The sequence below is a fragment of the Shigella sonnei genome (genome assembly GCF_002950395.1).
Classification (GTDB): Bacteria; Pseudomonadota; Gammaproteobacteria; order Enterobacterales; family Enterobacteriaceae; genus ECMA0423.
The window spans coordinates 4796309-4809827 of sequence record NZ_CP026802.1 but is presented as its reverse complement, the minus strand read 5'-3'; the positions used below and the strand labels follow the sequence as shown (position 1 = coordinate 4809827).

At 50.0% G+C, this 13519-nt stretch carries 13 protein-coding genes; 6 read left to right on the top strand and 7 right to left on the bottom strand.

Going from position 1 to position 13519, the window contains the following annotated elements; genetic code table 11:
* Position 1: 1 nt before the first annotated feature.
* A complete protein-coding gene (gene gudP / locus C1P89_RS24775) occupies positions 2-1354 on the bottom strand; it encodes a galactarate/glucarate/glycerate transporter GudP (RefSeq protein WP_000097082.1) in 1353 nt (450 codons plus the stop codon).
* A 213-nt stretch (positions 1355-1567) separates the two neighbouring features.
* On the opposite strand from gudP, the gene C1P89_RS26325 reads away from it, so the two are divergent.
* Positions 1568-1696 carry a hypothetical protein gene (locus tag C1P89_RS26325; RefSeq protein ID WP_001296328.1) on the top strand — a complete coding sequence of 43 codons (129 nt, stop codon included), beginning with the start codon at positions 1568-1570 and terminating at the stop codon, positions 1694-1696.
* Between the two features lie 92 nt (positions 1697-1788).
* Here the strand turns inward: C1P89_RS26325 and C1P89_RS24770 are convergent, their stop codons facing one another.
* The 4 genes from C1P89_RS24770 to syd form a co-directional block, all read right to left on the bottom strand.
* Positions 1789-2238 carry a flavodoxin gene (locus C1P89_RS24770; protein WP_000807753.1) on the bottom strand — a complete coding sequence of 150 codons (450 nt, stop codon included), beginning with the start codon at positions 2236-2238 and terminating at the stop codon, positions 1789-1791.
* 17 nt (positions 2239-2255) lie between these two features.
* Complete coding sequence (gene truC, locus C1P89_RS24765) at positions 2256-3038, bottom strand: tRNA pseudouridine(65) synthase TruC (protein WP_000890001.1); 783 nt, start codon at positions 3036-3038, stop codon at positions 2256-2258.
* On the bottom strand, positions 3038-3367 hold the full coding sequence (locus tag C1P89_RS24760) for a YqcC family protein (protein WP_000206976.1): 330 nt from the start codon (positions 3365-3367) through the stop codon (positions 3038-3040). Before C1P89_RS24760 ends, truC begins: the two co-directional genes overlap by 1 nt.
* 621 nt (positions 3368-3988) lie before the next feature.
* Complete coding sequence (gene syd / locus C1P89_RS24755) at positions 3989-4534, bottom strand: SecY-interacting protein (RefSeq protein ID WP_000342431.1); 546 nt, start codon at positions 4532-4534, stop codon at positions 3989-3991.
* A gap of 67 nt (positions 4535-4601) precedes the next feature.
* Here syd and queF point away from each other — a divergent pair, with 67 nt between their 5' ends.
* The 5 genes from queF (at position 4602) to xni (ending at position 11063) form a co-directional block, all read left to right on the top strand.
* The gene (gene queF, locus C1P89_RS24750) at positions 4602-5450 is read left to right on the top strand and encodes an NADPH-dependent 7-cyano-7-deazaguanine reductase QueF (protein ID WP_000100420.1); all 849 of its coding nucleotides are present in this window, start codon (positions 4602-4604) and stop codon (positions 5448-5450) included.
* Positions 5451-5561: 111 nt separating this feature from the next.
* Positions 5562-6926, top strand: a complete 1365-nt coding sequence (gene ppnN / locus C1P89_RS24745) for a nucleotide 5'-monophosphate nucleosidase PpnN (protein ID WP_000627987.1) — start codon at positions 5562-5564, stop codon at positions 6924-6926.
* Positions 6927-7481: 555 nt separating this feature from the next.
* Positions 7482-8771, top strand: a complete 1290-nt coding sequence (gene sdaC / locus C1P89_RS24740; protein ID WP_000450476.1) for an HAAAP family serine/threonine permease SdaC — start codon at positions 7482-7484, stop codon at positions 8769-8771.
* 57 nt (positions 8772-8828) lie between these two features.
* Entirely contained in the window at positions 8829-10196 is a 1368-nt protein-coding gene (sdaB, locus tag C1P89_RS24735) for an L-serine ammonia-lyase II (RefSeq protein WP_000626410.1), read from the top strand.
* A 111-nt stretch (positions 10197-10307) separates the two neighbouring features.
* Positions 10308-11063 (top strand): flap endonuclease Xni, encoded by a 756-nt coding sequence (gene xni, locus C1P89_RS24730; protein WP_000268232.1) that lies wholly within the window; start codon positions 10308-10310, stop codon positions 11061-11063.
* A gap of 104 nt (positions 11064-11167) precedes the next feature.
* Here xni and fucO read toward each other — a convergent pair whose 3' ends face one another.
* Positions 11168-12316, bottom strand: a complete 1149-nt coding sequence (fucO, locus tag C1P89_RS24725; RefSeq protein WP_000013588.1) for a lactaldehyde reductase — start codon at positions 12314-12316, stop codon at positions 11168-11170.
* 27 nt (positions 12317-12343) lie between these two features.
* Complete coding sequence (fucA, locus tag C1P89_RS24720) at positions 12344-12991, bottom strand: L-fuculose-phosphate aldolase (RefSeq protein WP_000440777.1); 648 nt, start codon at positions 12989-12991, stop codon at positions 12344-12346.
* Positions 12992-13519: the final 528 nt, after the last annotated feature.

Sequence of the window (13519 nt, the reverse complement as noted above, 5' to 3'; positions counted from 1 at the left end):
CTTATTGCCCCGCGACAGGTTTCAGCTCGATACGCTTGATATCGCCCACCAGCACCAGGTAGCTCAGTACCGCGATTAAGGCATGAACACCAACATAAATCAGCGCCCCATTAAAGGAGCCAGTCGTGCCAACGATATAACCAATTGCGATTGGCGTGACGATGCCAGAAATGTTACCGAACATGTTGAACAGGCCACCGGAAAGACCGCTGATCTCTTTTGGCGCGGTATCTGCCATTACTGCCCAACCCAGCGCCCCGATGCCCTTACCGAAGAAGGCCAGCGCCATAAAGCCGATGATCATCCACTCAACGTTGACGTAGTTGCAGAACACCATCACCATCGACAGCAACATGCCCATTACGATCGGTGTTTTACGCGCAATGTTCAGCGATCCCGTGCGACGCATCAGCCAGTCGGAAATAATCCCACCCAGCACACCGCCGATAAAACCGCAAACCGCCGGAACGGAAGCCACAAAGCCCGCTTTCAGAATCGACATCCCACGCGCCTGCACCAGATAAACCGGAAACCAGGTAATGAAAAAGTAAGTCAGGGCGTTGATACAGTACTGACCGATATAAACGCCGATCATCATCCGTGACCCGAGCAGTTGTTTGATCTGCCCCCACTTCACGCTGAACGGCACTTTAACTTTGGTGTTTTGCTGATCCATATTGATCAGCGCGCCACCCGCGGCGATGTACTCCAGCTCTTTCTGATTTACCCCCGGATGTTGATTTGGCTCGTGGATGACTTTCAACCAGATAAAGCTGATGACAATCCCCAGACCGCCCATAAAGAAGAAGACGTGTGACCAGCCCACTTCATGCGTCAGCCAGCCCATAATCGGCGCGAAGATCACCGTTGCGAAGTATTGAGCGGAGTTAAAAATCGACACCGCCGTTCCCCTTTCCTGCGCCGGAAACCAGGCCGCAACAATGCGACTGTTGCCGGGGAAAGATGGCGCTTCAGCAAGCCCGACCAGGAAGCGCAGAGTAAACAGGGCAACGATAATGCCGAATCCACTAAAGATATCGACGAAGCCTTGCAGCAAGGTAAACATCGACCAGATAAAGATCGACCAGAAGTAGACGCGTTTTGAACCAAAACGATCCAGCAACCAACCACCAGGGATCTGCCCGATAACATAAGCCCATGAGAAGGCAGAGAACACATAGCCCATTCCCACGGGATCAAGGCCGATATCTTTGGCCATTTCCGAACCGGCAATAGAAAGCGTAGCGCGGTCGCCGTAGTTGAAGGATGTGACGATAAACAACATCACCACTATCCAGTAACGAGCATTCGTGCGTTTTTCCACACTGCTCGCAGCCTGACTTAAAGAACTCATTGTTGCACTCCTGAAAATTCGCGTTAGCCACGCTCACTCTGGACTGCGACATAGCCAGGAAATCAGAGGTGACGTAGGGTGTTTTTTGCCGTTTTTATAGGTCGTTCGCCGAATACGGCGCGTGTTTATATCTGGCAATAGCAGTATAAAAAGCGCGCCATAGCGGCTCACCGTGCAACAACACAACATTAATGCGTTCAATGAGGCCCGATTTTGGCATTAGCCCTGGACGGTGGAATCCACTTCACGGAAATGAAAACAAGAACAAGAAAGGAAGGGTTAAAACGAAGAAATAAAGAAGAGTATGAAATGGATCGCTTGACTCCAGGCAAACGCCAGTAAAAATCCGCGCTATGAAGCAGTTTTTACTGGCATTTGCCTGAAAAGATTCGATTCAGCACCGCTAAAACGACATTTACCGCTCGCTGAACATATCAGGACAACAGCGTGCCCCACTGTTCGACCCACGGATTTGATTCCGTTTCCGGTTCCGGGTTCTCACTGGCGTCAATCAACAGCATTTCGCCAACCCGCTGAGCGCTCTGTTCCTGCAACAAGGCATCGAACTGTTTGCCGCCATTGCAGAAATTTACATAACTGCTGTCGCCGAGCGCAATCACGCCATAACGCAGATTCGGCTGGAAGCCCAGACTATCTTTGATTCCCTGAAAGAGCGGCACAATGCTATCAGGAAGGTCGCCCTGCCCGGTCGTGGACGTAACCACCAGAACATACTTATCCTGATAAGGCAGCCAGTCGCTTAATTCAGGATCTTCAAATACCGTTGCTTTGTGGCCCTGTGCGGTCAGAATTGCTTCTGCTTCTTCCGCCACTAACAGCGAATTTCCGTACATGGTGCCGACAAAAATACCAATTTCCGCCATACCGTTTTCTCCCTGGATTAGGAACTTATCTCTCCATCCTGACCCGATGGCGCACTGAACTCAACCCTTTCATTTTCAGGAAGCAGACCGCGCCAGCCAAATTGTGATAACGCCTGCATCCAGGTGTCGTCCAGGCCCGCGTGAATAGTCAGCGGCTCGCCAGTAAAAGGATGCGTCAATGACAACTGACTGGCATGTAGCATTAACCGCTGGAGGCCAAAATGCTCAGCACCGCTGCGATTCTGGCGTAAATCGCCATGTTTGCTATCGCCAATAATCGGATGACGCAAATGGGCAAGATGTCGGCGAAGCTGATGTTTGCGTCCGGTTTTCGGCTCCAGTTCCACCAGGCCGTAGCGCGTGGTCGGGTAACGTCCGGTCGCTACCGGCATTTCTACGGTCGCCAGACCGCGATAATGCGTCACTGCTGGCTGCGGGCCTTTATCTTCGCGGGCAAATTTATCAGCGATTTTGTCCAGTTCTTCCACCAGTGGATAATCCAGCACCGCTTCTTCCATCAACCAGCCGCGCACAATCGCATGGTAACGTTTCTGGATTTGGTGCTGTTCAAACTGTTGTGCCAGCAGCCGTCCGGCCTCGCTGGATAATCCCATCAACAACACACCAGAAGTGGGTCGGTCCAGACGATGAGCAGTAAAAACATGCTGTCCTATCTGGTCACGCACGGTTTGCATGACCACTACTTTCTCGTCGCGATCCAGCCAGCTACGGTGAACCAGCCAGCCGGAGGGTTTATTTACCGCAACCAGCCATTCATCCTGATAGAGTATTTCCAGCATTAGCTCGCATCATCCGCAAAAAGAGCATCCAGTTTTTCCAACTCAGCCAGAATAAGCGCGCGTTGCGGATGGTCCGTCGCCAGCGCCATTTCATAATAGGGTGCAACAGCAAAAGCGCCCGGTAACGGCTGGTTGTTATTTAACAAATCGTGCATTCGCGGGATCAGCACCCACTGCAACCACTCCAGTGGTTCCATGGTGTCCATAAAGAACGGTTGGGTACTATTAAATTGATGCGGCTGGGGTTCATCGTTTCGCCAGTGCTGATGTTCACGCAGTAACGCTTCAAGCGTCTGCAACTGGAAACGAACGCGGTCATGAGTGGTCATAAAGCAACTTCAATAAGAAAAACTGCCGCGAAGGATAGCAGGAATAAAAAAAGGGAGCACTGTATTCACAGTGCTCCCGGTTCGTTTCGCAGCATTCCAGCTACTTTTGTTGCTCCCTGCTCATCCTTGACAACTTTTCCTCTGGCCTTGCGGCCAATCGTTCATCCTGAACTATTGCTTCCTGCTCACACCACCCCGATGTGATACTTCATCCTGAAGTGTCCCTGGCCTTCCTGACCCACCGAATCATCCTGACCGGTTCTCATTCTCCATCCTGGAGGTGTCCTTTAACGCGTCCTGCGTCATCCTCTTCGCTTCATCCAGAAGCCTTTCCCTGAAACACCATCCTGGTGTGTCCTGCAGAAGTGTCATCATCCTGATGTTCACTTCGTTGTCTGACTCCCTGTCGACGAAGATAGAATCGTCTTTTTCGCGAAGTCTTACAAGGCGCTTACAGACAATGCCTTAAGGAAAATTTCATATGAAAGTTAAGAATTAACAATCAACATTTTGATTTTAAATGAAAATAACGATTCTTATCTTTTTAAGTATTCGCTTATTTCCTGGCGATCTCCTACAGGGTCTGTAAGAGATCTCTCACAACCAGATGGGGTATTTGGATTACAGAAGAGGCTTAAGTTGATTAAGGAATTCCGCAAGATTTGAGGCTAAATGCGTCCGTTTACGTGTTCCCAGCGTCTCTTTGCACACTTCACCGGAGAGATTACACACCGAGATGACCTCTAACTCTTCTTCCAGCGTCGCGATAAATAGCGTGGGCGGCAGTTTTAGCCTTTTCTGAGTCACCAGATGACCAATCAGATTTTCCTGCACCCGACGGAAGTCGTCTTCACTCCAGGTTTGCAGCAATGTCAGTTTGATATCGCCAAACTGCGCGTGCATATCCCCGGCAAACTGAGTCGTATAAAAGGTATGAATTGTGGGTTGTATCACAATATCAAAAGCGCGTTCAACCGCGTTTACATTTTGTTCCCCGGTAAACGGCTGGGGTTGCCAGTATACGGCATCTTCGGTAGTTGAAATAATGCACGGTGAAGGAACACCGTACAGTTCCTCACTTAACGGCCAGCTTTTATGCTCTTCATGCCACGCATCGCAGTAGCGTGCAGTAAAATCTTTCAGGGCTTGTGCGGTCAAATCGTCCACTAATTTCTCTCTTCACTTAAACCAGATACACTTGTCGTTTAGTTTATCTGGTTTATGACGGTGAAACATGTCTTCTTATGCAAACCATCAGGCACTTGCGGGCCTGACTCTTGGAAAATCAACCGATTACCGGGATACCTATGACGCCAGCCTACTGCAAGGCGTTCCACGCAGCCTGAATCGCGACCCGCTGGGTCTGAAAGCGGATAACCTGCCTTTTCACGGTACGGATATCTGGACGCTGTATGAACTTTCCTGGCTGAATGCGAAAGGTTTGCCGCAGGTCGCTGTCGGTCATGTTGAACTTGATTACACCAGCGTAAATCTGATTGAGTCGAAGAGTTTTAAGCTCTATCTCAACAGTTTTAACCAGACGCGTTTTAATAACTGGGATGAGGTGCGCCAGACGCTGGAGCGCGACTTAAGCACTTGCGCTCAGGGTAAGATTAGCGTGGCGTTATATCGTCTTGATGAACTGGAAGGCCAGCCGATAGGTCATTTTAATGGCACTTGCATTGATGACCAGGATATCACTATCGATAACTATGAATTCACTACTGACTATCTGGAGAATGCCACCTGTGGTGAAAAAGTAGTGGAAGAGACGCTTGTCAGCCACCTGCTGAAATCAAACTGCCTGATCACCCATCAACCAGATTGGGGTTCGATCCAAATTCAGTATCGTGGACGCCAAATTGACAGAGAAAAACTGCTGCGTTACCTGGTCTCATTCCGTCATCACAACGAGTTCCACGAACAGTGCGTGGAACGCATCTTTAATGACCTGTTACGCTTCTGCCAGCCAGAAAAATTGAGCGTTTACGCACGTTATACCCGTCGTGGCGGTCTGGACATTAACCCGTGGCGCAGTAATAGCGATTTTGTCCCATCGACCACAAGACTGGTTCGGCAATAAATTTTTTCTCAATTTTGCGTGCTGGATTCACGCAGAAGGTTGTGAAAGGACATCAGGCAGGGCTATTGTAATCAAAGGGAATGACGATATTCGTCCCATAAGGAGTTTTTCTTGATTACACATATTAGCCCGCTTGGCTCCATGGATATGTTGTCGCAGCTGGAAGTGGATATGCTTAAACGCACCGCCAGCAGCGACCTCTATCAACTGTTTCGCAACTGTTCACTTGCCGTACTGAACTCCGGTAGTTTGACCGATAACAGCAAAGAATTGCTGTCTCGTTTTGAAAATTTCGATATTAACGTCCTGCGCCGTGAACGCGGCGTAAAGCTGGAACTGATTAATCCCCCGGAAGAGGCTTTTGTCGATGGGCGAATTATTCGCGCGTTGCAGGCCAACTTGTTCGCGGTTCTGCGTGACATTCTCTTCGTTTACGGGCAAATCCATAACACCGTTCGTTTTCCCAACCTGAATCTCGACAACTCCGTCCACATCACTAACCTGGTCTTTTCCATCTTGCGTAACGCTCGCGCACTGCATGTCGGTGAAGCGCCAAATATGGTGGTCTGCTGGGGCGGACACTCAATTAACGAAAACGAGTATTTGTATGCCCGTCGCGTCGGGAATCAGCTGGGCCTGCGTGAGCTGAATATCTGCACCGGCTGTGGTCCGGGAGCGATGGAAGCGCCGATGAAAGGTGCTGCGGTCGGACACGCACAGCAGCGTTACAAAGACAGTCGTTTTATTGGTATGACAGAGCCGTCGATTATCGCCGCTGAACCGCCTAACCCGCTGGTCAACGAATTGATCATCATGCCAGATATCGAAAAACGTCTGGAAGCGTTTGTCCGTATCGCTCACGGCATCATTATCTTCCCTGGCGGTGTGGGTACGGCAGAAGAGTTGCTGTATTTGCTGGGAATTTTAATGAACCCGGCCAACAAAGATCAGGTTTTACCATTGTTCCTCACCGGCCCGAAAGAGAGCGCCGACTACTTCCGCGTACTGGACGAGTTTGTCGTGCATACGTTGGGTGAAAACGCGCGCCGCCATTACCGCATCATCATTGATGACGCCGCTGAAGTCGCTCGTCAGATGAAAAAATCGATGCCGCTGGTGAAAGAAAATCGCCGCGACACAGGCGATGCCTACAGCTTTAACTGGTCAATGCGCATTGCGCCAGATTTGCAAATGCCGTTTGAGCCGTCTCACGAGAATATGGCTAATCTGAAGCTTTACCCGGATCAACCTGTTGAAGTGCTGGCTGCCGATCTGCGCCGTGCGTTCTCCGGTATTGTGGCGGGTAACGTAAAAGAAGTCGGTATTCGCGCCATTGAAGAGTTTGGTCCTTACAAAATCAACGGCGATAAAGAGATTATGCGTCGTATGGACGACCTGCTACAGGGTTTTGTTGCCCAGCATCGTATGAAGTTGCCAGGCTCAGCCTACATCCCTTGCTACGAAATCTGCACGTAATCTCCCTCCCCCGGTGACGTTTGTTGCCGGGTTTTCTCGTTTTTGGTCACATACCCATCAATTTATTTCATTTGTTATATGAATGTTTCTTACCACCCTCACGCGATAAATATCATTGCAGTTAATATGTCATACAATTTATGTTGTAACGCAAACGTTTCCCTATTTTCATAAACCACATTTTATCGCTATGAAAAAGAAATTATCGCCATGATTAACTAAAAGTATTGATTTTTTCAGTTCAACCTACATATATTGCGCGCCCCGGAAGAAGTCAAATGTCGTTTAATGGGCAAATATTGCCCTTAAATTCTCTTTTACTTTTGATTTACAGAGTAAAGCGTTGGGATAATCTATCTTCCAAGTAGATTATTGTATTTGGGATCAAGATCACTGATAGATACATAACTTGTGTGTATCTTTCCGCCCTCAAATTATTACGGCGGTAAATGATTAAGCCATCGCCGATAGACAGATTTCATTTTTACGGTCAGGCACCTTCCCGAGCTGAACTGGCTAAAAGCTGAATTATTTGCATTCCTCCAGGAGAAATAGATGGAAACGACTCAAACCAGCACGATTGCGTCGAAAGACTCTCGTAGTGCCTGGCGCAAGACAGACACCATGTGGATGCTGGGCCTTTACGGCACGGCAATCGGCGCGGGCGTGCTGTTCCTGCCAATCAACGCCGGTGTTGGCGGTATGATCCCGCTGATCATCATGGCTATCCTTGCGTTCCCGATGACATTTTTTGCTCACCGCGGCCTGACTCGCTTCGTACTGTCTGGTAAAAACCCAGGCGAAGACATCACCGAGGTTGTAGAAGAACACTTTGGTATTGGCGCAGGTAAACTGATTACCCTGCTCTACTTCTTCGCTATCTACCCGATCCTGCTGGTTTATAGCGTGGCAATCACCAATACAGTTGAAAGCTTCATGTCTCACCAGCTGGGTATGACACCACCGCCGCGTGCGATTCTGTCGCTGATCCTGATCGTGGGTATGATGACCATCGTTCGCTTCGGTGAGCAGATGATCGTTAAAGCAATGAGTATTCTGGTATTCCCGTTTGTTGGCGTACTGATGCTGCTGGCTCTGTACCTGATCCCGCAGTGGAACGGCGCAGCACTGGAAACGCTGTCTCTGGACACTGCATCTGCAACCGGAAACGGTCTGTGGATGACCCTGTGGCTGGCAATTCCGGTTATGGTGTTCTCTTTCAACCACTCTCCGATCATCTCTTCTTTCGCCGTTGCGAAGCGTGAAGAGTACGGCGATATGGCAGAACAGAAATGCTCGAAGATCCTGGCATTCGCACACATCATGATGGTGCTGACCGTAATGTTCTTCGTCTTCAGCTGTGTACTGAGCCTGACTCCGGCAGACCTGGCTGCGGCTAAAGAGCAGAACATCTCGATTCTGTCTTACCTGGCTAACCACTTTAACGCACCGGTTATCGCGTGGATGGCTCCGATTATCGCGATTATCGCTATCACCAAATCCTTCCTCGGCCACTACCTGGGCGCACGTGAAGGCTTCAACGGTATGGTGATTAAATCTCTGCGTGGTAAAGGTAAGTCTATCGAAATCAACAAGCTGAACCGTATCACTGCGCTGTTCATGCTGGTAACGACCTGGATTGTTGCCACCCTGAACCCGAGCATCCTGGGTATGATTGAAACCCTGGGCGGCCCAATCATCGCGATGATCCTGTTCCTGATGCCGATGTACGCAATTCAGAAAGTACCGGCAATGCGTAAGTACAGCGGTCACATCAGCAACGTATTCGTTGTCGTGATGGGTCTGATTGCAATCTCCGCAATCTTCTACTCTCTGTTCAGCTAAGTCCTTTCGCGCCGCTTTCGGGCGGCGCTTCCTCCGTTTTAACGCGATGTATTTCCTATGATTAGCGTATTCGATATTTTCAAAATCGGCATTGGCCCTTCCAGTTCTCATACCGTTGGACCAATGAAAGCGGGTAAACAATTTACCGACGATCTGATTGCCCGTAATCTGCTTAAAGACGTGACCCGCGTGGTGGTTGACGTGTACGGCTCGCTCTCTCTGACCGGTAAAGGCCACCACACTGATATCGCCATTATTATGGGCCTGGCGGGTAACCTGCCGGATACCGTGGATATCGATTCCATCCCTGGTTTTATTCAGGATGTGAATACTCATGGTCGCCTGATGCTGGCAAACGGTCAGCATGAAGTGGAGTTCCCGGTTGATCAGTGCATGAACTTCCATGCAGACAACCTTTCTCTGCATGAAAACGGTATGCGCATTACCGCGCTGGCGGGCGATAAAGTCGTTTACAGCCAGACTTACTACTCTATTGGCGGTGGCTTTATCGTTGATGAAGAGCATTTTGGCCAGCAGAATAGCGCACCGGTTGAAGTTCCTTATCCGTACAGTTCAGCAGCCGATCTGCAAAAACATTGTCAGGAAACCGGGCTGTCACTCTCTGGCCTGATGATGAAAAATGAGCTGGCGCTGCACAGCAAAGAAGAGCTGGAACAGCACCTGGCGAACGTATGGGAAGTCATGCGTGGCGGTATTGAGCGCGGTATTTCCACCGAAGGCGTGTTGCCTGGCAAACTGCGCGTTCCACGCCGTGCTGCGGCACTACGCCGGATGCTGGTCAGCCAGGATAAAACCACCACTGACCCGATGGCGGTTGTTGACTGGATCAACATGTTTGCACTGGCAGTGAACGAAGAGAACGCTGCTGGCGGACGCGTGGTGACTGCGCCGACTAACGGTGCGTGCGGGATTATCCCGGCAGTGCTGGCGTACTACGACAAGTTCATCCGCGAAGTGAACGCTAACTCACTGGCTCGTTACCTGCTGGTAGCCAGTGCCATTGGTTCTCTTTATAAGATGAACGCGTCAATTTCTGGTGCTGAAGTCGGCTGCCAGGGTGAAGTTGGTGTGGCGTGCTCAATGGCGGCGGCTGGTCTGGCAGAACTGTTAGGTGCAAGCCCGGCGCAGGTGTGCATCGCGGCGGAAATCGCCATGGAGCACAACCTCGGTCTGACGTGTGACCCGGTCGCCGGACAGGTCCAGGTGCCATGCATCGAGCGTAACGCCATTGCGGCAGTAAAAGCGGTGAACGCCGCACGTATGGCGCTACGCCGTACCAGCGAGCCGCGCGTCTGCCTCGATAAAGTTATCGAAACCATGTACGAAACAGGTAAAGATATGAACGCCAAGTACCGCGAAACCTCTCGCGGCGGCCTGGCAATGAAGATCGTTGCCTGCGATTAATCGCTCTCCAGAGGCCTCGTTTTGCGAGGCCTCTTCCCGATTTCTCATCCAGCCGTAGCCTGTTCCGGCATCGAATGTTACCCTTATCGCCTGATCTTTAAGGGGGTTATCGTGGCTGTTCATTTGCTTATTGTCGATGCACTGAATCTTATTCGTCGCATTCATGCCGTTCAGGGATCGCCCTGTGTCGAAACCTGCCAGCATGCGCTCGATCAGCTCATTATGCACAGCCAGCCAACCCACGCGGTCGCCGTTTTTGATGATGAAAACCGCAGTAGCGGCTGGCGTCATCAGCGTTTACCAGATTACAAAGCGGGTCGACCGCCAATGCCGGAAGAGTTGCACGACGAGATGCCTGCATTACGCGCCGCCTTTGAGCAACGCGGCGTCCCGTGCTGGTCAACCAGCGGCAACGAAGCCGATGACTTAGCCGCCACGCTGGCGGTCAAAGTGACACAGGCCGGGCATCAGGCAACGATTGTTTCGACAGATAAAGGCTACTGTCAGTTACTTTCACCGACATTACGTATTCGTGATTACTTCCAGAAACGTTGGCTGGATGCGCCATTTATCGATAAAGAATTTGGCGTTCAACCGCAGCAGTTGCCCGATTACTGGGGACTTGCGGGGATCAGCAGTTCAAAGGTACCGGGTGTTGCGGGAATCGGACCAAAAAGCGCCACGCAGCTGCTGGTCGAGTTTCAGAGTCTGGAAGGGATATATGAGAATCTGGATGCGGTTGCCGAAAAGTGGCGCAAAAAATTAGAAACCCATAAAGAGATGGCGTTTCTGTGCCGCGATATTGCCCGCTTACAAACCGATTTGCATATCGACGGCAATTTACAGCAATTGCGGTTGGTACGGTAACGGCGAGCCGGATGCAAACGATTATCAACACATTGAATTTAATGCACTTATATACCGGATAAGACGCGGCTAGCGTCGTATCCGGCATTATCACATCAGCGCATTTACCAGGCGGTATGGTAAAGCTCTACAATATCCTCAAGCGTTGCTTCACGCGGGTTGCCACCGGTACAAACATCATCCAGTGCCGCCTGCGCCAGTGCCGGAATGTCTTCCTTGCGTACACCAACATCACGCAAATGTGGCGGAATACCGACATCACGGTTGAGAGCAAACACCGCTTCAACAGCGGCATTACGCGCCTCTTCCAGGCTCATACCTTCCACTTTCACGCCCATAACGCGCGCGATATCGCGGTACTTCTCACCGGTAAAGTCAGCGTTATAGCGCATGACATGCGGTAACAGGATGGCGTTCGCAACACCGTGTGGAGTGTTGTAAAACGCGCCCAGTGGATGCGCCATACCATGCACCAACCCTAACCCAACATTCGAGAAGCCCATACCCGCAACATACTGCCCGAGCGCCATTTCTTCTCCGGCATCCTTATCACCAGCAACCGATCCTCGCAGCGCCCCAGCAATGATTTCAATCGCTTTAATGTGCAGTGCATCGGTTAGCGCCCACGCGCCACGGGTAATATACCCCTCAATAGCATGAGTGAGCGCATCGACACCCGTCGCAGCTTTCAGCGCTGGAGGCATACCATCCATCATGTCAGCGTCAATAAACGCCACCTGCGGGATATCATGCGGATCAACGCAAACAAACTTGCGCCGTTTCTCTTCGTCAGTGATCACGTAGTTAATGGTCACTTCTGCCGCAGTACCTGCTGTGGTAGGAATTGCCAGAATCGGTACACTGGGTTTATTGGTCGGGGAAAGCCCTTCCAGGCTACGCACATCGGCAAACTCCGGGTTGTTGCTGATAATGCCAATCGCTTTACAAGTATCCTGTGGAGAACCACCACCAATAGCGATCAGGTAATCCGCGCCGCTATTCTGGAATACACCGAGCCCTTCTTTGACGACAGTAATTGTTGGGTTGGGCACTACGCCGTCGTAAATCGCCCATGCCAGCCCTGCAGCATCCATCTTATCGGTCACTTTCGCCACCACGCCGCATTGCACCAGCGTTTTATCGGTGACGATCAGCGCCTTCTGATAACCACGGCGTTTCACCTCATCGGTTAAAGCCCCAACAGCACCCCGACCAAACCATGCCGTTTCGTTCAGAATCATTCTGTTAGCCATCATCCTTCTCCTTGTTGCTTTACGAAATTACTCTTCAATCCGTAACCCATAGGTTTTGAATTTCTCCAGCACTACGGCAATCTCTTCATCGCTCAGCACTGGCACCGGGTCCGTAATCGCCAGGGTCGTCACGTAAAGTTGCGCCAGCACTTCAACTTCATGCGCCAGCCATAACGCTTTTTCCAGATTCACCTCACAAGCGATAAGCCCATGATGTTGTAACAAAGTTGCCTTACGATTTTTGAGAGCCAGCGCAACATGTTCAGAAAGTTCGCGTGTTCCAAAGGTCGCATAAGGCGCGCAAGGAATAGAATTACCACCTGCCGCCGCAATCATGTAGTGAATAGCGGGGATCGGTCGGTTAAGAATGGAAACTGCTGTGCAATGAACGGCATGATTGTGAACAACCGCGTTGGCATCCGGTCTGCTTTGATAGGCCGCCATATGGAAACGCCATTCGCTTGAGGGGAGCTTTCCTTCCTCATGTTTACCGTTGCCATCAATAAAGACAATATGCGACTCCGTCAGTTTTTCATATGGAATGCCTGTAGGCGTAATCAGCATCCCATCCTGATAACGTACACTGACGTTCCCCGCTGTCCCCTGGTTCAGTCCCAGGCGGGTCATTTCCAGGCAAGTGTCAATAATCTGACGAGCAAGTTTATTTCGTTCCATTAGCTACCTCTCTCTGATTCAAAACAGGGCAATAATGTTGTTCCTTTCACACTATTGAATTAGCCGTTTAATTACCCACCATCTTCTTCCTGATTAACAAGAAAGAAATTCACAAGCTTATATTTTGTGACCTAGCTCAACTAATCACAGTAAATAACTGCAAGTTCTCTTTTTATAACCCCATTAAAAATGACCGCTCTTAAAAATATTTATCAAAACGGTCATTTTTCTATTCACCCAAGCCAGGAATGCCCGTTTTCGGCATAAACAATTAATACAGTCATCTGGTTTGTGTTTTTTATGATTTATTTTCTGAAACGGGCATGAAATTTCGATTATTAAAGTGATGGTAGTCACATAAAGTCACCTTCCAGCTAATAAGTGTGACCGCCGTCATATTACAGAGCGTTTTTTATTTGAAAATGAATCCATGAGTTCATTTCAGACAGGCAAATATTCACTGATATGAAGCCCGAACTCGCTGGTTTTGCACTTTTGAAAACATAACCGATTACGTGCTTAAGCTTC